General features: G+C 65.7%; 18 protein-coding genes. 6 read left to right on the top strand and 12 right to left on the bottom strand.

Going from position 1 to position 20,552, the window contains the following annotated elements; all coding sequences use genetic code 11:
• Positions 1 to 11: 11 nt before the first annotated feature.
• The 7 genes from QW845_RS28135 to QW845_RS28105 all read right to left on the bottom strand — a co-directional run bounded on the left by QW845_RS28135 (position 12) and on the right by QW845_RS28105 (position 8,125).
• Complete coding sequence (locus tag QW845_RS28135) at positions 12 to 1,010, bottom strand: dipeptide ABC transporter ATP-binding protein (RefSeq protein ID WP_315804761.1); 999 nt, start codon at positions 1,008 to 1,010, stop codon at positions 12 to 14.
• Complete coding sequence (locus tag QW845_RS28130; RefSeq protein WP_315804760.1) at positions 1,010 to 2,008, bottom strand: ABC transporter ATP-binding protein; 999 nt, start codon at positions 2,006 to 2,008, stop codon at positions 1,010 to 1,012. Before QW845_RS28130 ends, QW845_RS28135 begins: the two co-directional genes overlap by 1 nt.
• Entirely contained in the window at positions 2,008 to 2,949 is a 942-nt protein-coding gene (locus tag QW845_RS28125; protein ID WP_315804759.1) for an ABC transporter permease, read from the bottom strand. The genes QW845_RS28130 and QW845_RS28125 overlap by 1 nt, the downstream gene beginning before the upstream one ends.
• Positions 2,915 to 3,874, bottom strand: coding sequence for an ABC transporter permease (locus QW845_RS28120; RefSeq protein ID WP_315804758.1), 960 nt, complete (start codon positions 3,872 to 3,874; stop codon positions 2,915 to 2,917). The genes QW845_RS28125 and QW845_RS28120 overlap by 35 nt, the downstream gene beginning before the upstream one ends.
• Positions 3,875 to 3,914: 40 nt before the next feature.
• Positions 3,915 to 5,708, bottom strand: coding sequence for a peptide ABC transporter substrate-binding protein (locus QW845_RS28115; protein ID WP_315804757.1), 1,794 nt, complete (start codon positions 5,706 to 5,708; stop codon positions 3,915 to 3,917).
• A gap of 246 nt (positions 5,709 to 5,954) precedes the next feature.
• Positions 5,955 to 7,748 (bottom strand): peptide ABC transporter substrate-binding protein, encoded by a 1,794-nt coding sequence (locus QW845_RS28110; protein WP_315804756.1) that lies wholly within the window; start codon positions 7,746 to 7,748, stop codon positions 5,955 to 5,957.
• A 119-nt stretch (positions 7,749 to 7,867) separates the two neighbouring features.
• Entirely contained in the window at positions 7,868 to 8,125 is a 258-nt protein-coding gene (locus QW845_RS28105; protein ID WP_315804755.1) for a hypothetical protein, read from the bottom strand.
• 142 nt (positions 8,126 to 8,267) lie between these two features.
• On the opposite strand from QW845_RS28105, the gene QW845_RS28100 reads away from it, so the two are divergent.
• Complete coding sequence (locus QW845_RS28100; protein WP_315804754.1) at positions 8,268 to 9,776, top strand: sensor domain-containing diguanylate cyclase; 1,509 nt, start codon at positions 8,268 to 8,270, stop codon at positions 9,774 to 9,776.
• 46 nt (positions 9,777 to 9,822) lie between these two features.
• On the opposite strand, the gene galU is transcribed toward QW845_RS28100, so the two are convergent.
• Complete coding sequence (gene galU / locus QW845_RS28095) at positions 9,823 to 10,704, bottom strand: UTP--glucose-1-phosphate uridylyltransferase GalU (RefSeq protein ID WP_315804753.1); 882 nt, start codon at positions 10,702 to 10,704, stop codon at positions 9,823 to 9,825.
• 218 nt (positions 10,705 to 10,922) lie between these two features.
• On the opposite strand from galU, the gene QW845_RS28090 reads away from it, so the two are divergent.
• Together QW845_RS28090 and QW845_RS28085 are read left to right on the top strand one after the other, a co-directional pair.
• Positions 10,923 to 12,317 carry a lytic murein transglycosylase gene (locus tag QW845_RS28090; protein ID WP_315804752.1) on the top strand — a complete coding sequence of 465 codons (1,395 nt, stop codon included), beginning with the start codon at positions 10,923 to 10,925 and terminating at the stop codon, positions 12,315 to 12,317.
• 141 nt (positions 12,318 to 12,458) lie between these two features.
• Positions 12,459 to 14,201, top strand: a complete 1,743-nt coding sequence (locus QW845_RS28085) for a DUF459 domain-containing protein (protein WP_315804751.1) — start codon at positions 12,459 to 12,461, stop codon at positions 14,199 to 14,201.
• A gap of 130 nt (positions 14,202 to 14,331) precedes the next feature.
• Here the strand turns inward: QW845_RS28085 and QW845_RS28080 are convergent, their stop codons facing one another.
• The 3 genes from QW845_RS28080 to QW845_RS28070 all read right to left on the bottom strand — a co-directional run bounded on the left by QW845_RS28080 (position 14,332) and on the right by QW845_RS28070 (position 16,776).
• On the bottom strand, positions 14,332 to 14,703 hold the full coding sequence (locus QW845_RS28080; RefSeq protein WP_315804750.1) for a CsbD family protein: 372 nt from the start codon (positions 14,701 to 14,703) through the stop codon (positions 14,332 to 14,334).
• Positions 14,704 to 14,777: 74 nt separating this feature from the next.
• A complete protein-coding gene (locus tag QW845_RS28075) occupies positions 14,778 to 15,512 on the bottom strand; it encodes an SDR family oxidoreductase (protein WP_315804749.1) in 735 nt (244 codons plus the stop codon).
• Between the two features lie 121 nt (positions 15,513 to 15,633).
• Positions 15,634 to 16,776 carry a PQQ-dependent sugar dehydrogenase gene (locus QW845_RS28070; RefSeq protein ID WP_315804748.1) on the bottom strand — a complete coding sequence of 381 codons (1,143 nt, stop codon included), beginning with the start codon at positions 16,774 to 16,776 and terminating at the stop codon, positions 15,634 to 15,636.
• 136 nt (positions 16,777 to 16,912) lie between these two features.
• On the opposite strand from QW845_RS28070, the gene QW845_RS28065 reads away from it, so the two are divergent.
• Both QW845_RS28065 and QW845_RS28060 read left to right on the top strand, forming a co-directional pair.
• Positions 16,913 to 17,692 carry an SDR family NAD(P)-dependent oxidoreductase gene (locus QW845_RS28065; protein ID WP_315804747.1) on the top strand — a complete coding sequence of 260 codons (780 nt, stop codon included), beginning with the start codon at positions 16,913 to 16,915 and terminating at the stop codon, positions 17,690 to 17,692.
• Positions 17,693 to 17,825: 133 nt separating this feature from the next.
• The gene (locus tag QW845_RS28060; protein WP_315804746.1) at positions 17,826 to 18,713 is read left to right on the top strand and encodes a TauD/TfdA family dioxygenase; all 888 of its coding nucleotides are present in this window, start codon (positions 17,826 to 17,828) and stop codon (positions 18,711 to 18,713) included.
• A 191-nt stretch (positions 18,714 to 18,904) separates the two neighbouring features.
• Here QW845_RS28060 and QW845_RS28055 read toward each other — a convergent pair whose 3' ends face one another.
• Complete coding sequence (locus QW845_RS28055; protein WP_315713870.1) at positions 18,905 to 19,555, bottom strand: YqgE/AlgH family protein; 651 nt, start codon at positions 19,553 to 19,555, stop codon at positions 18,905 to 18,907.
• A 136-nt stretch (positions 19,556 to 19,691) separates the two neighbouring features.
• Between QW845_RS28055 and QW845_RS28050 the strand changes: the two genes are divergently transcribed.
• Positions 19,692 to 20,531 carry a protein-disulfide reductase DsbD domain-containing protein gene (locus QW845_RS28050; RefSeq protein ID WP_315804745.1) on the top strand — a complete coding sequence of 280 codons (840 nt, stop codon included), beginning with the start codon at positions 19,692 to 19,694 and terminating at the stop codon, positions 20,529 to 20,531.
• The last annotated feature ends 21 nt before the right edge of the window (positions 20,532 to 20,552 follow it).

Raw genomic sequence — 20,552 nt, 5'->3', positions numbered from 1 at the left:
CGACCTCCGCCTCAACGGAAATGGCAGGCGACGAGATGCCCCTCGGCGCTCGCCTTCAATGGCGGCACTTCCTTGCTGCAGACGTCCTTGGCGATCGGGCAGCGGGTGTGAAAGTGACAGCCCGATGGTGGATTGATCGGGCTCGGCACCTCGCCCTTGAGCCGCACGCGCTTGCGCTTGATGCTCGGGTCCGGGATCGGCACTGCCGACAACAGCGCTTCCGTGTAGGGATGTTTCGGCGCCGAATACAGCTGGCGTGACGGCGCGGTCTCGACGATGCGGCCGAGATACATCACCGCGACGCGGCGGCTGATGTGCTCGACGACCGAGAGGTCGTGCGCGACGAACAGATAGGCGATGCCGAACTTCTGCTGCAGGTCCTCGAGCAGGTTGATGACCTGGGCCTGGATCGACACGTCGAGCGCCGACACCGGCTCGTCGCAGATGATCAGCTTGGGCTCGACCGCGATCGCACGCGCAATGCCGATGCGCTGGCGCTGGCCGCCGGAGAACTCGTGCGGATAGCGCGTCATGTGATCGGCCTGCAGGCCGACGGTCTCCAAGAGATGAACGATGCGCGCCTCGTATTGCTGGCGTGAAGTCGCCAGCCCGTGGATCGTCAGCGCCTCGCCGATGATGGCGCCGATGGTCATGCGCGGGTTGAGCGAGGCATAGGGGTCCTGGAAGATGATCTGGATGTCGCGGCGGAGCGCGCGCAGGCCTTCGCCGGACAGCGCGATGACGTCCTTGCCTTCGAAATTCAGCTCGCCCGAGCTCGGCTCGATCAGCCTGAGGACGCAGCGCCCGGTGGTCGACTTGCCGCAGCCGGACTCGCCGACGAGGCCGAAGGTCTCGCTCGGCTCGATGTGGAAGTTGACGCCGTCCACCGCGCGCACGCTGCCGATCTGGCGCTTCAAGAGCCCACCCCGGATCGGGAACGCCTTGGTCAGGTTGCGTACGCTGAGCAGAGGCGCGGGTGCGGCGGGCGTGGCAATCGCAGCTTCGGTCATCACAGTAACGTCTCTTCGGCGCGGATGCACGCCACCTTGTGGCCGGGCTCGATCTCGCGCAGCAGAGGCTGCGCGGTCCTGCAATCGGGAATGGCGAAGCGGCAGCGCGAGGCGAAGCGGCAGCCCTCCGGCGGATTGACCAGCTTCGGCACGCTGCCGGGAATGCTCTCCAGCCGGCTCTTCCTGACCGCGTCGAGATCGATGCGCGGGATCGAGCGGATCAGGCCCTGCGTGTAGGGATGGCGCGGATTGGCGAACAGACGATCGACCGGCGCCTCCTCGGCCACCCGGCCCGCATACATCACCACGACGCGCTGGGCGACCTCGGCGACGACGCCCATCGCGTGGGTGATCAGCATGATCGACATGCCGAGCCGCTCCTTCATGTCGAGCAGCAGATCGAGGATCTGCGCCTGGATCGTGACGTCGAGCGCGGTGGTCGGCTCGTCGGCGATCAGGAGCTTCGGGTTGCACGACAGCGCCATCGCGATCATCACCCGCTGGCGCATGCCGCCGGAGAAGTGATGCGGATAATCGTGCACGCGGGCTTTCGGATTGGGGATCTGCACCAGCGCCAGCATCTCCGCCGCCCGATCCATCGCCGCCTTCTTGGACAGGCCCTGATGCAGCCGGATCACCTCCGCGATCTGATCGCCGACGGTGTAGACCGGGTTGAGCGAGGTCATCGGCTCCTGGAACACGATCGCGATCTCGCTGGCGCGGATCTTGTTCATCTCGGACGAGCCGAGCGACACCAGGTCACGACCCTGCCACAGGATCTGGCCCCCGGCGATGCGGCCGGGCGGCATCGCGATCAGCTTCAGCACCGACATCGCGGTGACGGTCTTGCCGGAGCCGGACTCGCCGACCACGCACAGGGTCTCGCCGCTGCCGATCGAGATGTCGACGCCGTCGACGGCCTGGACCTCGCCCTCGTCGGTGTTGAAATAGGTCTTCAGCCCCTTGATCTCGAGCAGCGGAGCCACGCGCGCGTCCATCACATCACCTTCCGCGGATCGAGCGCATCGCGCAGGCCATCGCCGATGAAGTTGATCGCGATGACCGTGAGGAAGATCGCGCCGCCGGCGAACAGCGCCCAATGCGGCGCGATGTCGAGATAGTCCTTGGCGTCGAACAGCAGCCGGCCCCAGGTCGGAATGTCCGGCGGGAAGCCGAGACCGAGGAACGACAACGTCGATTCCGCGATGATCGCCGCCGCGACGTCGATGGTGCCGGCGACGATCACGGGTCCCAGCGCGTTCGGCAGGATGTGGCGGACGACGAGACGGGCGTTGGAGGCGCCGAGCGCGCGCGCCGCCTCGACGAACTCCTTCTCGCGCAGCGACAGGAACTGCGCGCGCACCAGCCGCGCCACCGGCATCCAGCGGAAGCCGCCGATCACGAGCACGATCAGGACGAAGGTGCCGCCCTCCGGCCCGACAAGGCCCTTCAGCAAGTCGCGGAACAGATAGATCACGAGCAGCAGCAGCGGCAGCTGCGGCAGCGACAGGAACAGGTCAGTCAGCCACATCAGCGCGGCATCGACCGGCCCCTTGGAGTTGCCGGCAATGGCGCCGATGACCACGCCGACGAACAGGCCGACCGCCATTGCCGCAAAGCCGACGGCGAGCGAGATGCGGCCGCCATAGATCATGCGCGCCAGGAGATCCTGCCCGAGATCATCGGTGCCAAACGGATGGTCCCAGGACGGCGCCGCGAGCCGCGCGGTGAAATCGATCTCGTTGATCGGCACGCGCCAGATCCACGGGCCAACGACGATCGCAAGCGCCAGCAGCGCCAGCACGACAATACTCGCGGCCGCGAGGCGGTGACGCAGGAAGCGCCTGACCGCATCTCGTCCGGGCGAGAATCGGCGCTTCGTCGAAGCCGGCGCGAGCGGCGTCTCAACGGAAGGAGATGCGTGGGTCAAGCCAGCCATACAGGATATCGGCGATAAGGTTGAATAGGACGACGAGGCAGGCGAACACGAAGGTCACCGCCATGATGACGGGCGTATCGTTCGCGAGGATCGCGCTGATCAGGAGCGAGCCGATGCCGGGAATGCGGAATATCTGCTCGGTGACGATGGCGCCGCCGAACACAGTCGGCATCTGCAGCGCCACCAGCGTCACCACCGGAATCAGCGCGTTGCGCACCACGTGCTTGACGATGACCTTGCTCTCGTCGAGCCCCTTGGAGCGCGCCGTCGTGACGTAATCGAGCTTGATGACGTCGAGCACGGCCGAACGCACGTAGCGCGTATACGACGCGGCCTGGTAGAGGCCGAGCACGGTGACCGGCATCACCGCCTGCTTGAAGTTTTCCCACCACCACATCCAGCCCGTGGCCTGGATGTCGGCACGATAGACGAATGGCAGCCAGCCGAGATTGACGCTGAAGATCAGGATCAGCAGCAGCCCGGTAAAGAAGGTCGGCAGCGAGAAGCCGATGAAGGCGAAGGTGTTGGCGATCTGGTCGAAGATCGAATAGGGCCGGCGTGCTGCAAGCACGCCGACCGGAATCGCCACGATCAGCGCGAGGAGCTGCGCGGTTCCGACCACGTAGAGCGTTGCCGGAATGCGCTGCAGGATCAGTGTGTCGACGTTGACGCGGCTGGCGAAGGAGAAGCCCCAGTCGCCATGCAACATCGCAATCAGCCAGTGGAAGTAGCGCACCATGATCGGGTCATCCATGCCGAACTTGACGCGTAGGGCCTCGCGGACCTCCGGGGGAATGTTCGGGTTGCTCGCGAGCTCGCCGAACGGATCGCCCGGTGCGAGCGCCAGCAGCACGAACAGGATGACGCTGATGCCGAGCAGGCTCGGCACCGCGACGATGAGGCGCCTGAGGAGGTAGTTTCCCATCGCTCAGCCTCTCAGATGTCTAATCATGCTGGTGGCGCAATCAGGTCTCGCGATACCAGTTGGCGATCTGCCAGAGATCGTTGTCCCAACCGCTCTTGTTGGCGACCATGCCGTTCTTCAACCCGATGCAGTTGCGGCGATTGATCTCGGGCAGGATGTAATTGTCCTGAACGACGAGATCGTTGAGCTTAATGAACAGCGCCGCGCGCTTGACCGGGTCGAGCTCGCTCGAGGCCTGCTTGTAGGTCTCGTCATATTCCTTGTTCTGCCAGCGCGAGACATTGCGGCCCTGCCACTTGTTCTCCTTGTTCGAGACCTCCCACGAGGTGAACTGGTTCATGAAGAACTGCGGATCCGCCTGCGGCATCGTGGTCTGGTACATCTCCATGTCGCAGTAGAAATGGGTGTAGGTGTCGGGGTTGGCCGCGTCGGAGGAGAAGAACACCGACGCGACGACCGATTTCAGCTCGACCTCGATGCCCGCCTTCTGAAAAGCCTGCTTGATGATCGCCTGGTTCTTCTGGCGCGGCGCGTTGATCGACGTCTGGAATACCAGCTTGATCGGCTTGCCGTCCTTTTCGCGAATGCCGGACGAGTTCTTCTTCCAGCCCGCCTCCTCCAGGATCTGATTGGCCTTGTCGATGTTGAACTCGAACTTGTTGTTCGGCGAGCGGAAGCGCTCGGGATTGTTGAGGAAGTTGGGCGTCGCGACGCCAGCGCGCCCGTAGATGAACTTCTGCACCGAGGCGCGATCGATCAACAGGTTGATCGCCTTACGGACGGCCGGATCGGAGAACACCGGATGCTTGGTCTTGATGCTCGCGCGCTCGCCGTCGACCTCGGTCCAGGGATCGGTGACGTTGAGCGCGATATATTCAATGTGACCGGTCACCGTGAGCTGCGCCTTGCCCTGGCCGCCGGCCTCCAGCTTGGTCAGGATCTCGTCCTCGACCTGGAGATTGTAGGCGTAGTCGTATTCACCGGTCTGCAGCACCGCGCGTGCCGCCGACACCGCGTCGCCGCCGCCCTTGACCTCGACCGTGTCGAAATAGGGCCGGTTTTCCTGATGATAATCGGGGTTGCGCTTGGCGGAGATGGAATCGCCGGGCTTGAAATCGACGTAGACGTACGGGCCGGTGCCCACCGGCTTCAGATTTGCCGGCGCCTCACGCGACTTGCCGCCGATATAGTCGGCGAACAGATGCTTCGGAATCACCGGACCGTAGGCTGCAACGAAGGCATCCGCCCAGAACGGCGTCGGCTGCTTGAACGTCAGCTTGACAGTGTGGTCGTCGATCTTCTCTGCCGATTTGATACCCCGGTAGCTGCCGATCGAAACCGCAGCGGTGTCGGGATTGACGGAATATTCCCAGTTGAAGATCACGTCGTCTGCGGTGAACGGCTTGCCGTCGTGCCATTTCACGCCCTGCTTCAGCTTCCAGGTGACCGACAGGCCGTCGGCGCCGAGCAGGCCGTTCTCCTTGCTCGGAATCTTGGCCGCGAGAATCGGCACGAGATTGCCGTCGGCGTCCCAGCCGGCGAGCGGCTCGTAGAACAGCCGGCAGGCCTCCTGATCCTTGGTGCCGTTGGCGAAGTGCGGGTTGAGCAAAGTCGGCGCCTGCCAGAACAGCAGCTTGAGCGGGCCGCCGCCGCCGGCCTTGGTCGGCTTGTATGCGATCGGCTCGGCGGCCATCGCAACGCCGGAATGGGCGAGCATCGCGCCGGCCATCGGCGCGGTCAGCCCCACGGCAATCATCCGCTGCACAAATTCGCGCCGTGACAGGCGTCCTGCTTTGACATCAGCGATCTGGCTACGGAGGTCACGCTCGTTCATTCATCGACTCCAAAGTGGTGCTGAATGCCAAAAACGCGTCCCCGTCATGCATCGATCGGGAACTGCACAAAATTGGATCAGCCTTCGAAGCGACTGTCAAAGCAGAATCCGGGCCAATTCCGCAATAAAGAATGGATCGATTGTCGCACTTCGCAGATGCGGGAAGAATGACTGCCAGAGCATCCCGGAAAATGGAACTACGTCGTCAACGACGGTCGCCCCGCACCGGGACGCCGTAAGGAGTGCTCAGCTCTCGCGATACCAGTTGGGCAGCTGCCAGAGGTCGTTGTCCCACCCCGAGGAATGGGTTTGCAGACCCTTGCGGATGCCGCTGACGCGCGGACGATTGAGCTCCGGCAGCACGTGACGACCGGCGCAGACCGCGTCGTTGAGCTTGATGTAGAGCGCCGCACGCTTCACCGGATCGAGCTCGCGCGTGAGCTCGTTGTAGAGATCGTCATACTCCTTGCTCTGCCAGCGCGAGATGTTGCGACCCTGCCATTTGTTGGCCTTGCTCGCCACTTCCCACGACACGTACTGAGTCATGAAGGCCTGCGGCTCGGGCGACGACATCGTGATCATCAGCATTTCCATGTCGCAATAGAAGTGCGTGTAGGTGTCGGGATTGGCGACGTCGCTGGAGAAGAACACCGAACCCACCACCGACTTCAGCTCGAGCTCGATGCCGGCCTTCTGGCAGGCCTGTTTGACGATCGCCTGGTTCTTTTGCCGCGGCCCGTTGGTGGAGGTCTGGAAGACGAGCTTCAGCTGCTTGCCGTCCTTCTCCCGAATCCCGCTCGTCCCCTTCTTCCAGCCGGCGTTCTCCAGGATCTCGTTCGCCTTGTCGATGTTGAACTCGAAGCGCGTGTTGGGCGAGCGATAGCGCGCGGGATTGTTGACGCAGTTCGCCGTGGCGATGCCGCCGCGGCCATAGACGAATTTCTGGATCGATGCGCGATCGATCAGGAGGTTGATGGCCTCGCGCACCGCCGGGTCCGAGAACAGCGGGTGCTTGGTCTTGAGGCTCGACCGCTCGCCGTCGACCTCGACATTGGGATCGGTGGCATTGAGCAGGATGAATTCGAGATTGCCGGTCGGCACGATCTCGGCGACCCCGGTCCCGCCGGTCTCCAGCTTGACGAGGATCTCGTCCTCGACCTGCAGATTCCAGGCGTAGTCATATTCGCCGGTCTGCAGCACCGCGCGTGCCGCCGATACCGCGTCGCCGCCGCCCTTGATCTCGAGCGTGTCGAAATGCGGCCGGTTCGGAACGTGGTAGTCGGGATTGAGCCTGCCGGTCAGGATGTCGCCCGGCTTGAAGTCGACGAACAGATAGGCGCCGGTGCCGACCGGCTTGAGATTGTTCGGCGCCTCGCGCGACTTGGCGCCGACGTAGTCGCCGAACAGATGCTTCGGAATGATGGCACCGCGGCCGCCGACGAACGGCGTGAACCATTGCGGCGTCGGCTGGCTGAACACGAGGCGAACAGTGTGGTCGTCGATCTTCTCGATCGTCTTGATGTCCTTGTAGTCGCCGATGGTGACCGCGGACGTCTCTGTGTTGGTGGCATATTGCCAGTTGAAGATCACATCGTCGGCAGTGAACGGCTGGCCGTCGTGCCACTTCACGCCCTGCTTGAGCTTCCAGATGACCCAGGTGCCGTCGGCCGCGACGGTGCCGTTGGCCACGCTGGGAATCTCGCTCGCCAGCACCGGGACGAGATTGCCGTCGGCGTCCCAGCCGGCCAGCGGCTCGTAGAAGGCGCGCGCGGATTCCTGGTCCTTGGCGCCGATGGCGAAATGCGGATTGAGCAGGGTTGGCGCCTGCCAGAACAGGAGCTTCAGCGCGCCGCCGCCGCCCGCCTTGGTCGGCTTGTAGGGGAATTCCTGCGCCGCCATTGCCACTCCCGAATGCGCCAGCATCATGCCGGCCAGCGGCGCCGTCAGTCCGGCCGCCAGCATCCGCTGCACGAAGTCGCGGCGCGACAGCCGCCCGTCCTTGACCGCGGCGATCTCGTGGCGCAGGTCCTGCTCGTTCATGTCCGTCTCTCCAGATCCTCAGTCACAATGCGGGCTCGATCGCGCCCTGAAAGCTCAACCACACTGCAGTACCGCCCGGAAAGCAGGATGCAGGCCAATTGTCGCGGACATGATGCAGCTCAGCGCTCCGGCTTCAGCTTGCGGAAGCGGACACCCTTGCCGTCGGGCAGCCGGGTCGCGACATACCCCGCCGCCAGGCAGGCCTCGCGCTGCGGCATCTTCTCCTGCGGACTCCTCAGGCTGTCCCACCACGAGGCGCGCTGCGCCGCGCGCGGCAGGCCGTCGCCGATCATCTCCTCGATCTCCTCGAGGCTGAGCACCAGTTCGGGGCGGGTCTGCCGCTTCAGATAATCTCGAAGCGCATCATAGTCCGGCAAGTCTCGACTCCCTCATACCAGCGCGTGTGCGGCCGCCTTGACGACAGGCGCAGCGAACGCAACCGCTCGTTAACCTAACATGCGTTACTTCGGCCTGATCCGTCAGTCTACGGACGGGGTTTCACGGGGACGGGACGAGCCGATGCGCTGGACACGCCGAACGGGCCGGGCGACGCAGCCTTGGCGGCTCTCGGCGCGCACGCTGATCACCTGCTCCATCTCGACCATCATCGGTTTCTCCGCCATCTGCGCCAGCGTCATGATCGACCTGCGCCGGAGCGAGGAGGTCCGCGCCCGGCAGGCGCTGGAGAACATGGCCGCCAGCATCGGCGCCGACATCAGCCGCAACGTCGAGCTCTACGATCTCTCGCTGCGGGCCGTGGCCAGCAACATGTTGCTGCCCGAAATCAACGAGGTCAGCAAGCCGGTCCGCCAATTGATCCTGTTCGACCGTTCGTCGACCGCGAAGAATTTCGGCATCATCCAGGTCTTTGACGCCCGCGGGCGGCTGTCGCTCGAATCGTCGACGCTCGACCCGCTGCCGGAGGACCGCAGCGACGCCGATTTCTTCCAGGTGCATCGCGACGGGCCCGACACCGGGCTCTATGTCGGGCGGCCCGCCCAGCATCATGGCCAATATTCCATCGTTCTCAGTCGCCGCATCTCGACGCCGGACGGACGCTTCGCCGGCGTCGTCGCCGGCTCGATCCGCCTCGGCTATTTCCGCGACCTGTTCGCGCGGCTCACGCTCGGAACGGGCGACAACATCACCGTGCTCCGGCGCGACGGCACCGTCATCGTCGGCGCGCCGTTCGATCCTGCCGCGATCGGACGCAACCTGGCGCGGGCGCCGGCCGTGACCCGCGCGCTCACCGAGCCGGCCGGCTGGTCGAGCAGCCATGGCGCGCTCGACGATCTGCCGCGGCTCCTGGTCTGGCGCAACGGCACCGAGCCGCTGGTCGTGATCGCCAGCAAGTCGTGGGACAGCGTCTTCGCCTATTGGCGCAACGAAGCTGCGCAGATCGGCGCGATGATGCTGGCGCTGATCGTGTTCGTGCTGGCTGCGACGCAGGTCGCCGCGCGCGAGATCCAGCTCCGGGCGAAGGTCGAATCCAGGCTGGAGCAGCTTGCCACCACGGATCCACTGACCGGCCTGAAGAATCGGCGCAAGTTCGACGAGACCATCGAGCTCGAATGGCGGCGGGCGCAGCGCGCCGGCGCGCCGCTGGGGCTCTTGATGATCGATGCCGATCACTTCAAGAGCTACAACGACACCCACGGGCACCAGGCCGGCGACCAGGTGCTGGTCGGCATTGCCGTGTGCATTTCCGATTCGGTGCGGCGCGCCGGCGATTGCGCCGCGCGCTATGGCGGCGAGGAGTTCGCGGTGCTGCTGCCGGGGACCTCGGAAGCGGATGCGCTGCGCGTCGCGGAGACGATCCGCAGCAAGGTCAAGCTGTGGGCGGGAGAGGCGTGCACCACCTCGATCAGCATCGGTGCCGCCAGTGTCACGCCGTCGCGCGACACGGATTGGACCGGCCTGCTCAATGCCGCCGACCGCGCCCTCTACATGGCCAAGGCCGCAGGCCGCAACCGCTGCGCCAGCGCAGCGGTGCATAACCCGTCACCCGCGGCCTCGCTGGCGGCGTGATGCCACCAACTGTCTCGAAGGCGCGGCATTTCTCGTCGGCTGGGCCTCAGCCCTTGCCGTCGAGATAGCGCTTCATGTCCTCGCGCAGGCCATCGCGCAGGTCGGGTCGCGCCATGGCGAAGGCGATGTTGGCCTTCAGGAAGCCGGACTTCGAGCCGCAATCGTGCCGCTCGCCGTCGAAATCCACGCCGTAGAATTTCTGCGTCTTGGACAACCCGATCATCGCGTCGGTGAGCTGGATCTCGCCGCCGGCGCCGCGCTCCTGCGTCGCCAGGATCTTGAAGATCTCCGGCTGCAGGATGTAGCGGCCGGTGATCGAGAAGTTCGACGGCGCGGTGCCCTTGGCCGGCTTCTCGACCATGCCGTCGACCTCGAAGATCTTGCCGTCACGCTTGCCGACGCCGCAGATGCCGTATTGATGGGTCTGGTCGGCCGGCACCTCCTGCACCGCGAGCACATTGCTCTTCTCGGGCAGCTTGTTCGCGGCGGCGATCATCTGCGCCAGGCACCCCGGCGCGTTCAGCACCAGTTCGTCCGGCAGCACCACCGCGAACGGCTCGTCGCCGACGATGTCGCGCGCGCACCACACGGCATGGCCGAGCCCGAGCGGGGCCTGCTGGCGGGTGAAGCTGACGGCGCCGGCCTCCGGCTGGTCGCGCGCCAGGATTTCCATCTCGGTCTTCTTGCCGCGCGCCGCGAGCGTCGCGTCGAGCTCGTACATGCGGTCGAAATGATCCTCGATCGCGGTCTTGTTTCGCCCGGTCACGAACACGAAATGCTCGATGCCCGCCTCCTTGGCTTCATCGAAGACGTATTGGATGAGCGGCTTGTCGACGATCGTCAGCATTTCCTTCGGCATCGCCTTGGTGGCGGGAAGGACGCGGGTGCCGAGACCGGCGACCGGAAAAACGGCTTTGCGGATCTTCATGGGGATGACTAGACCTTGTGGCGATATGAATGCGAAATCGATCGCATTTTAGGTAGCTCGTTTGCAGCCGAGAACAAAGGCGGATGTTGGTCCGGTGTCCCGCTCGACATGGACCGAACGGCTAAATTTCGCTGCGGAAATCGTTAACCTTGTTAATCTCCCGTTAAGCAGGACCGGGCCTCGTGGAGGCCGATCTTCCATGCGATCTGGATCGAGACATGATGCGACGGAACGTGATGCTGACAGCTCTGAAGGCGGGTGCCGGCGCGGCGGTTCTGGTCACGGCGTTGACGGTGGTGTCCGGTTCCGCTGTCGCGCAATCCGGCGGCGGGCCGCTGAACTTTCTCGACGGCCTGTTCACGGGCACCTTGACCAAGGGCAACCCCGCCCCCAACCAGCCCCCTGCCGCCGGCGGGCCGCAGCCGTGGAGCGGCGAGGACGGCGCCTCCGGCCATCCGCTGATGACGGCGGCGGCGATCCGCGAGGCCGCCGGCAATTTCGACAATTGCGTCGCCGGCATGTGGCCAGATGCCGCAAGGCGCAACATCACGCAGGACAATTTCCAGCGCTTTACCGCCGGCCTGTCGCCGGACCTGCGCATCATGGACCTGCTCGACGCGCAGCCCGAATTCACCAAATCGATCTGGGACTATCTCGACATCCTGGTGAACGACAACCGGCTGGCGAAGGGCCGCGAGGTGCTGGCGAAGTACAAGCCGCAGTTCGATGCGGCCGAGCGTGCCTACGGCGTCGACCGTTACATCGTCGCCTCGATCTGGGGCATCGAGTCCAACTACTCGACCCAGATCGGTGACCGCAGCGTGCTGCAGTCGACCGCGACGCTCGCCTGCATCGGCCGCCGCCAGGCCTATTTCAAGGATGAGTTCCTCTCCGCCCTGGAAATCCTCAATCGCGGCGATCTGCGCCCCGAGCAGCTGCGCGGCTCCTGGGCAGGCGCCTTCGGCCCGACCCAGTTCATGCCGACCGCGTTCAAGCGCTTCGCCGTCGATGCCGATGGTGATGGCCGCCGCGACGTCGTCGACAATCCGGCCGACCTGATCGCCTCGACCGCCAACAATCTGAAGAAGGACGGCTGGCAGAGCGGCCAGAGCTGGGGCTACGAGGTCGTGGTGCCCCAGGGCTTCAACTACATGCTCGCCGACCGCGCCAAGAGCATGAGCTTCCGCCAGTGGGAACAGCTCGGCCTGCGACGGGCCAATGGTCAGCCGTTCCCGACTAGCGCCGAAAAGGCCTATCTGCTGGCGCCGGCCGGCGCCCAGGGCCCCGGCTTCCTGATGCTGCAGAACTTCCGCGTCATCATGAAATACAACCCTGCGGAAGCCTATGCGCTGGCGATCGGACACTTCGCTGACCGCCTGCGCGGCGCGCCGCCGTTCGTTCAGGCCTGGCCGCGCGAGGAGCGAACGCTGTCGCGCGGCGAACGGCTCGAGCTGCAGCAATTGCTCGCCGAGCGCGGATTTTACCGCGGAACGCCGGACGGCCAGTTCGGTGGCCAGACGCGCGAGGCGCTGCGGAACTTCCAGGCCTCGATCGGGGCGCCGGCGGACGGATTTGCCACCTCGGACGTGCTCGAACGGCTGCGGGCGCGCTGATCGCAGCCCAATCTGCCCTGCCGGTAACCTTCTGGGGTGATTACCGGCGCGCCGTCAACACCATCCGGTGAATGCCCGTTTGCGGCCTGATTCGCGTCCTATTATATGGATCGTCACGATCACGCCGCGCGACGGGTGCGCATGTCAAAGCTGAAGTCCATCCTCAAGCTGTTGAACGAGCCCGGCCCGCTGGTCGTGCTGGCGGTCGTCATCGCCATGCTCGTCGGCATCGCCGGCCCCGCCTCGGCCCAGTTCTTCAACTTCAACCCGTTCGCTTCGCCCCGCCCGGCCCCGCGCGGCGGTGGAGGTGGCGGAGGCTGGTTCGGCGGCGACTTCTTCGCTCCGTTCCCGCAGCAACAGCCCAAGCGGGTGATCCAGGACTATTCCAAGGCGCCGCCGCCGGAAAAGCGTGACGGCGCCCCGGACCGCTACGTGCTGGTGCTGGGCGACGCCATGGCCGACTGGCTCGCCTATGGCCTGGAAGAGGCCTATGCCGAGCAGCCCGACATGGGCGTGACCCGCAGGATCAGGACCACGTCGGGCCTCATCAAGTACCAGCCCAGGGGCGAGCCGGCCGACTGGGCCGCCGCCGCCAAGGGCATCCTGGCGACCGAGCGCGCCGACGCCATCGTCATCATGCTCGGCCTCAACGACCGCATCTCGCTGCGCGAGCCTGCGGTGGAGAAGACCGAGAAGCCGGACGACAAGAAGGGCGACAAGGCCAAGAAGGATGCCAAGGGCAAGCCCGGCGAGACAAAGCCCGGTGAGGCCAAGCCGGGCGAAGCCAAGCCGGACGGCAAGGCCGACACGGCGGCCAAGCCCGACGACAAGGCTGCCGATACCGATCTGCCGCAGGACGAGGTCGACAACGACACGCCCGCGGTCGCGGCACCGGAGAAGGCCGCCCGCTCGCCGGGCGGCCTCTATGAGTTCCGGGACGAGCGCTGGGTCGAGCTGTATGCGAAGAAGATCGAGGAGATGATCGCGATCGCCAAGAGCAAGGGCGTGCCCGTGCTCTGGGTCGGCCTGCCCGCGGTTCGCGGTCCCAAGGGCACCGCGGACACGCTGTTCCTCGACTCGCTGTATCGCGATGCCGCCGGCAAGGCCGGCATCACCTATGTCGATGTCTGGGACGGCTTCGTCGACGAGTCCGGCCGCTTCCTGCAGAAGGGCCCGGACTTCGAGGGCCAGATCCGCCAGTTGCGCTCCTATGACGGCGTCTATTTCACCAAGCCGGGCGCGCGCAAGCTCGCCCACTATGCCGAGCGAGAGATCAACCGGCTGCTCGCGGCCCGTTCTGCGCCGCTCGAGCTGCCAAACGAGCCGGCGACGCCGGACGCCAATGCCGTGCCCGGCCAGCCGGCGCCGCGGCCGGTCGCCGGCCCGATCCTGCCGCTGGTGGCGTCATCCGTCGGCACCGACCAGTTGCTGGGCGGCCCCGGCTCCCGACCTGCGGCGGTCGACGCGCTGGCGGCCCGAACCCTGGTCAAGGGCGAGGCCCTGAGCCCGCCGGCCGGCCGCGCCGACGATTTCGTCTGGCCCCGCCGCGAGGTCGGCCGCGAACAGGCCAAGGAGCCGCCGAAGGAGCTGACCCGGCCCGAAGCGCCGATGGCAGCGACCACGCCGGCGGAAGCAACGCCGGCCGCGCCGACACCGGCGCCACCGAGACAGAAGCGGCTGACCGCGCCGACGGCCCCCGGCCAGCAGCCGCCAGCCCAGGCACAGCAGCCGAATCAGCCAGGTCAGGGCGTCCGTGAATTCTTCGGCTTCGGCGCGCCTCAGCAGCCGGCACGGCCCCCTGCCGCGCGCAATCCGAACGTGCCGCCGCGGCCGCCAGCATCGGTCGGCCGCTCGGCGGCAGCGCTGGAGTCCCAGGGACGCTGATCGTGGCCGCGCCTGAGCGCCAGGGGTGATCGACGCGATCGTCCGAAACGAAATGCCCACAACAAGATCGGCCCGCATTCGCGGCGAATGCGGGCCGATTGTCATCTGATCGTCAGGGGGACTTACGGATTCAGTAGCGCCAGCGCTGCGGCGGCTGCGGCCGACTCGGCGAGCGCATCAGCATCGCCAGCAGGAAGCCGATGCCGCCGGCGACCAGGAGCGCGCCCATCGGATTGTCCTGAACCCGCTTGGTCAGGGCCTGCGTGCCGTCACGCAGCGTCTCGGAGCCGTTACCGAATTTATCCTTGGCGAAATCCATCGCCGCATCGCCGGCCTCGCGCGCCGCGTCCTTGGCCTGGCCATACATGTTCTGCACGACGCCCGCGGCCTCGCGTGCACGGCCCGAGGCCTGCGTGCTCTTGTCGCCCAACATCTCGCCGACGCCGCCCTCGATCTTGCCTGCGACATCCTTGGCCGTACCGGTCAGCCGATCCTGATCCATTGCCGCTCTCCTTCTCTGCACTGTGCGGGATTGCTGGCCTGCTAACCGGCCAGCGCGGCGCAGGTTCCGAACGACTACAAAATCAGGCCGCCGTCGACGACGAGGGTCTGGCCGATGATGTAGGACGACAGTGGCGAGGCCAGGAACAGCGCCGCACCGGCCATGTCCTGCGGCGTCCCCAGCCGCCGCAGCGGGATGCGCTGCAGCGCGCCCTCGAGGCGCTTCGGATTGGCGGTCGTCACTTTGGTCATCTTGGTGTCGACGAGCCCGGGCGCGATCCCGTTGACGCGGATGCCGTCTTCCGCCCACGCCTCAGCCAGGGTTCGCGTCAATCCCATCGCGCCGGTCTTCGAGGCGTTGTAGGCCGGATTGCCCATGGTCGAATGATAGGCCGCAGTCGACGAGACGATGATGAGCGCGCCCCTGGCATCGCGCAGCAGGCCGTGAAATTTCGTCGCACAGGCCATCAGGCTGATGAGGTTGACCTCGACCACCTTGCGGAAGCCCTCCATGGCGAATTCGCCGCGGCGGTACAACACCGCGCCCTGCGCCAGCACCAGCACATCGAGCCGATCGAGCCGCGGCGCGAAGCTTTCGATCGCGCCGGGATCGCTCACATCGAGCTGATGGTAGTTCACCCCTGCGAGATCGGAGCCCTCTCCTTCGGCATAATCGGCAGCGCTCGCCCGCGTGCCGCTGATGTCGACGCGCGCGCCCTGCGCGCGAAACGCCTGCGCGATGCCGTTGCCGATGCCGCTCGATCCGCCGATCACCAGCACCGAACGTCCCGTGAAATCGAGTGCGTTCATCTCCCCACTCCTTCCATTGTTGTTTGTCGGATGGTGTGGGGATCGGCGCAGGCCCTGTCAACGGCATCGCGGCTGTGGCGACACCGGCATCGGCACCTTTCGCATCAATGCTGCTGCGCAGCTAATTCATCGGCGTCAGCCGCAGCAGGCGGCCGGGCGAATCGTCCTCGATCACCCAGACAGCGCCATCCGGCGCCACGGCGACATCTCGGATACGCTCGCCCATGTCCCAGCGCTCGGCCTCGTCAGGCTGACCATCGGGCCGGAAGGCAACGCGGACCAGCGCCTGCGCCCGCAAGCCTCCAATCAATGCCGATCCCTTCCATTGCGGAAACATCGGACCATCATAGAAGACGAGGCCGGCCGGCGCGATCACGGGATCCCAATACAGCGCCGGCGGCGCGAGGTCGGGCCGCGTCGCATGCCGCGGGATCGGCGTGCCGTCGTAGTTGTCGCCGTTGGACACCAGCGGCCAGCCGTAGTTCTTGCCCGGCTCGATCAGGTTCAGCTCGTCGCCGCCGCGCGGTCCCATCTCGTGCAGCCAGAGCTTGCCATCTGATGCGAAGGCGAGCCCGTACGGATTGCGGTGGCCGCTGGTCCACGTCTGGGCCGGCACGCCCTTGTCCTCGGCCATGGGATTGTCCGACGGAGTCGCGCCGTCGAGATTGAGCCTGAGCACTTTTCCGCGCGCCTGCCGTGGATCCTGCGCGCTGTTCGGCTGCATGCGGTCGCCGATGGTCAGGAACAGATGCGTTCCCGACGGATCGAACGCGATGATGCCGCCGGGCTGGCCGCCGCCGCCGGCCGGCGTCTGGCGCCAGATGACGACGGGGTCGGTCAGCGCGGCGCTGTCGTTTGCGAGCGACAGCACTGCGCGGGTCAGCACGAGCCGGCTGCCCTCCCTGCTCGGCTCGGTGTAGGTGAGATAGATCTGCGACGTCGTCGCGAAGCTCGGCGACACCGCAATGTCCAGGAGACCGTTCTGTCCGCGCGCCGCGACCGCAGGCACGTTGCCGATCTGGATCTTCTTCCCATCCTGCGTGACGAGAAAGATCCGGCCGGGCTTCTCCGTGACCAGCATCCGCCCGTCGGGCAGGAAGGCGATGGCCCAGGGCGTATCGAACTCGGCAACGCTCCGCGCCTCGAACGGCCGCACCGCGCTTGCCTTGCGATCGCCGGCGTTGATGCTCTCGGCTCGCGCGGCCGTGGTCGCAACGAGTCCCATCACCAATGCCAAGCGCATGAAGGTCGTGGAGAGCACCATGATCACTCCGGTTTGTTGTTTCGCGTCGCTAGCAACGAGAATTCGGCCATGCTGGATCGGTGCCTATCGAATGCGTCCGATCAGTGATAATCCCGACGGCGAGCATGCGATGCGCATTTTTCCGTGAGCCGCAAATATGCACCAGCACAGGCAACTCAGCCGCTCGGTCGAGGGATTGACCGTCCTGATCACCGGCGCGGCGTCGGGGATGGGGCGCGCGACCGCGCACGTGTTCGCAGATGAAGGCGCCAGGGTCGCAGTCACCGATATCGATGAGGACGGAGCCCGCGCGGTGGTGGCGGATATCCTGGCCTGCGGCGGAACATCACGTGCCTGGCGGCTCGACCTCGCCGACCGCGACGCCATCAGCGCCGTCGTTGGCGAGGCCGCGGCGCATTTCGGCGGGCTCGACATCGTCGTCAACAATGCCGGCATCTCGGTGCGCGTCGCGATCGACGACGCGGCCTACGACGAGGCCTGGACAAGAGGGCTTGCGATCATGCTGACGGCACAGCAGCGCGTCATCCGTGCCGCGCTGCCACATCTGCGCCGCTCGAACAGCCCGCGCATCGTCAACATCGCCTCGACCGAGGCGCTCGGCGCAACTGCGCTGCACAGCGCCTATTCGGCTGCAAAGGCCGGGGTGACCGGATTGACGCGCGCGCTCGCGGTCGAGCTCGGCCGCGATGGCATCACCGTCAACTGCATCTGTCCGGGACCGATCACGACCGCCATGACCGCGCGCATTCCGGACGAGCAGAAGGCGGTCTATGCGCGGCGCCGCACCGCGCTTGGCCGCTATGGTGACCCCGAAGAAGTGGCGCACATGACCTTGAGCCTGAGCCTGCCGGCCGCCTCGTTCCTCACCGGAGCGGTGATCCCGGTGGATGGCGGGCTGATGGCCCGCAATGCGTGATGTCTGCCGCCCCGGCATGACAGCCGTGCACGCGGCGCTCCGCGCCTTGCGTTGACTTCGCACATCGCCGGCGTAGCCTCCATCAGAAGAAGCGGACAGGAGTCCGCCCTCATGAGGACGCGAGGAGGACACCATGGCAATCGCCATCCGACAGCTGCACCCGCATTTCGTCGGCGAAGTGTCCGGTATCGATCTGCGCAAGCCTCTCGCCGGGGACGACGTCGCGCAGCTGCAGGCCGCGATCGATCACTACGCCGTTCTCGTATTTCATGATCAGGACCTCACCGACGCGCAGCAGCTCGGCTTTGCGCTCAGCTTCGGCGAGCGCGAGCAGGCGCGCGGCGGCACCGTCACCAAGAAGGAAGACTACCGCCTAACCACTGGCCTCAACGACGTCTCCAATCTCGGCAAGGATGGCAAGCCGCTGCCACCGGACCATCGCACGCATCTGTTCAATCTCGGCAACTGCCTGTGGCACTCCGACAGCTCGTTCCGGCCGATCCCGGCGAAATACTCGATTCTCTCCGCGCGCATCGTGAACCCGAAGGGCGGCAACACCGAATTCGCCGACATGCGCGCCGCCTATGACGCGCTCGACCAGGAGACCAGGGACGAGATCGAGGATCTCGTCTGCGAACATTCGCTGATGTATTCGCGCGGCGCGCTCGGCTTCCTCGACTACACGGACGAGGAGAAGGAGATGTTCAAGCCGGTCAGGCAGCGACTGGTGCGAACGCATCCCGCGCACGGCCGCAAGTCGCTCTATCTGTCATCGCATGCCGGCGCCATCATCGGCATGAGCATGCCGGAGGGCCGGCTGCTGCTGCGCGACCTCACCGAGCATGCGACACAGCCCGAGTTCGTCTACGTCCACAAATGGCGGCTGCACGACCTGATCATGTGGGACAACAGGCAGACCATGCACCGCGTGCGCCGCTATGACCAGTCGCAGCCGCGCGACATGCGCCGCGCCACGGTCGCCGGCACCGAACCGACGGTGGCGCAGCAGGCGGCGGAGTAGCGCCCTTTCACACACTGTCGTGAGAGATGCCGTCATTGCGAGGAGCGAAGCGACGAAGCAATCCAGAGTCGCGGGCGGGACTCTGGATTGCTTCGCTTCGCTCGCAATGACGGTTGGAGAAACAGGCGATACCTCGATAACGCGCTTCTTCGATCCCGGCGCGCGCCGGACCATCAGCAGGATGATCGCCTCTACGCATGCCCCGCGGCGTTGGAGAGCATGCCGGGATCGATGCCGATCTTGCGCAGCGCGAGATCGTATTTGGCGTCGACATTGTCGCCGAAGATCAGCTCCGGATCGGCGTCGCAATGCAGCCAGCCATTGTCCTGGATCTCTTCCTCCAACTGGCCGGCGCGCCAGCCGGCATAGCCGAGCGCGAGGATCGCGTGCTTTGGACCGTCGCCCTTGGCGATCGCCTTGAGGATGTCGATGGTCGTCGTCAGGCAGACGCCGTCGTTGATCTTCAAGGTCGCGTTGGCGATGAAGTAGTCGCTCGAATGCAGCACGAAGCCGCGGCCGGTATCGACAGGGCCGCCGCTCAGCACCTTCATCGTCTCGGCGCTGTCGGGCAGGCTGATCTGATCGCTCTTCTCGATGATATTCAGTTGCATCAGGAGCTGAGGGAAGTCGATGCTGCCCGCCGGCCGGTTCACCATGATACCCATGGCGCCCTCGGCCGAGTGCGCGCAGAGATAGATCACCGAGCGCTCGAACCGGGAATCGCCCATCACGGGCATTGCAACCAGCAGCTGGCCGTCGAGGTAACCACCGTGAGAGGTGTGATCCCCGATCCCCGTCACTTTGCGGCGAATGTCGCCCAGCCTTTTTGCCTCAGGATTCATCCGCAAGGACTCTCATGATCATCGATATCCTGATATTGGGATGCGCATCTGTCAATCAAGGTTCAGGTCCTCGCGAGGAAATCTGCTCACAAGCATTTCAATGGTTTGCGCCCGAACCGCACTCTAAAGACGTCTCATGTCCGCCTTGGTTCCTCACCACTCTGCCACACTGCTGGTCGCGACCGTCGTATCATCCTGCCTTGCGTTCGGCGCGCAGGCGCAGGATTCCTCGCCCTGGCAGCGCGACAGCCACTCCGCGGTGCGCCTGCTCGCGGGCTCGCGCAGCGGTCCGGTCATGCTGGGCGGCATCGCCCTTGCGCTGCAGCCGGGATGGAAGACCTATTGGCGGACGCCCGGCGATTCCGGCGTGCCGCCACGGTTCGACTTTTCCAAGTCGGAGAACGTCGAAGCGGTGACGGTTCTGTGGCCCGCGCCGACAAAGTTCGATGACGGCGCCGGTGGACACTCGCTCGGCTATCATGATCAGGTCGTGCTGCCGCTGCGCATCGTCGCCAAGAACCCCGACAAGCCGATGACCCTGCGCGCCGACATCAGCTACGCGGTTTGCGAGAAGATCTGCATTCCCGTCGAGGCAAAGGCCGAGCTCGCCTTCACCAGCGTCGCCAGCACCGAAGATACGACGCTCTCGGCGGCCCTCGACACGGTGCCGAAGCCGGCCACTGTCGGCGATGCCAATCCCTTGACGATCCGCGACGTCAAGCGCGACGGCCAGAAGGACGTCGTCGTCGACGTCGCCGTCGCCGATCCGCGCAGCGTCCAGCTCTATGTCGAGGGTCCGACGCCCGACTGGGCGCTGCCGATCCCGACCGCGCGCGACAGCGGCATGCCGGGCATCAAGCGCTTCGCCTTCGAGCTCGACGGCGTTCCGCCGGGCGTGAAGCCGGACGGCGCGGCGCTGAAATTCACGCTGGTCGGCCCCGACAAGTCTTACGAGTTCAATTTCACTCTGCCGTGACGGCTGGTGCGCCGCGCGACC

This window comes from Bradyrhizobium sp. SZCCHNS3002, from assembly GCF_032377435.1.
Taxonomy (GTDB): Bacteria; Pseudomonadota; Alphaproteobacteria; order Rhizobiales; family Xanthobacteraceae; genus Bradyrhizobium.
The sequence above is the reverse complement of the archived record's forward strand: the minus strand, read 5'-3'. Positions and strand labels throughout refer to the sequence as shown.

Excerpts from the sequence above, each read along its gene's own strand:
- QW845_RS28130 (WP_315804760.1), bottom strand. The coding sequence starts at position 2,008 with ATGGACGCGCGCGTGGCTCCGCTGCTCGAGATCAAGGGGCTGAAGACC.
- QW845_RS28055 (WP_315713870.1), bottom strand. The coding sequence starts at position 19,555 with ATGAATCCTGAGGCAAAAAGGCTGGGCGACATTCGCCGCAAAGTGACG.
- QW845_RS28060 (WP_315804746.1), top strand. The coding sequence starts at position 17,826 with ATGGCAATCGCCATCCGACAGCTGCACCCGCATTTCGTCGGCGAAGTG.
- QW845_RS28075 (WP_315804749.1), bottom strand. The coding sequence starts at position 15,512 with ATGAACGCACTCGATTTCACGGGACGTTCGGTGCTGGTGATCGGCGGA.
- QW845_RS28065 (WP_315804747.1), top strand. The coding sequence starts at position 16,913 with ATGCACCAGCACAGGCAACTCAGCCGCTCGGTCGAGGGATTGACCGTC.
- QW845_RS28120 (WP_315804758.1), bottom strand. The coding sequence starts at position 3,874 with ATGGGAAACTACCTCCTCAGGCGCCTCATCGTCGCGGTGCCGAGCCTG.
- galU (WP_315804753.1), bottom strand. The coding sequence starts at position 10,704 with ATGAAGATCCGCAAAGCCGTTTTTCCGGTCGCCGGTCTCGGCACCCGC.
- QW845_RS28115 (WP_315804757.1), bottom strand. The coding sequence starts at position 5,708 with ATGAACGAGCGTGACCTCCGTAGCCAGATCGCTGATGTCAAAGCAGGA.
- QW845_RS28135 (WP_315804761.1), bottom strand. The coding sequence starts at position 1,010 with ATGACCGAAGCTGCGATTGCCACGCCCGCCGCACCCGCGCCTCTGCTC.
- QW845_RS28080 (WP_315804750.1), bottom strand. The coding sequence starts at position 14,703 with ATGGATCAGGATCGGCTGACCGGTACGGCCAAGGATGTCGCAGGCAAG.
- QW845_RS28070 (WP_315804748.1), bottom strand. The coding sequence starts at position 16,776 with ATGGTGCTCTCCACGACCTTCATGCGCTTGGCATTGGTGATGGGACTC.
- QW845_RS28090 (WP_315804752.1), top strand. The coding sequence starts at position 10,923 with ATGATGCGACGGAACGTGATGCTGACAGCTCTGAAGGCGGGTGCCGGC.
- QW845_RS28100 (WP_315804754.1), top strand. The coding sequence starts at position 8,268 with ATGCGCTGGACACGCCGAACGGGCCGGGCGACGCAGCCTTGGCGGCTC.
- QW845_RS28050 (WP_315804745.1), top strand. The coding sequence starts at position 19,692 with ATGTCCGCCTTGGTTCCTCACCACTCTGCCACACTGCTGGTCGCGACC.
- QW845_RS28125 (WP_315804759.1), bottom strand. The coding sequence starts at position 2,949 with ATGGCTGGCTTGACCCACGCATCTCCTTCCGTTGAGACGCCGCTCGCG.
- QW845_RS28110 (WP_315804756.1), bottom strand. The coding sequence starts at position 7,748 with ATGAACGAGCAGGACCTGCGCCACGAGATCGCCGCGGTCAAGGACGGG.
- QW845_RS28085 (WP_315804751.1), top strand. The coding sequence starts at position 12,459 with ATGTCAAAGCTGAAGTCCATCCTCAAGCTGTTGAACGAGCCCGGCCCG.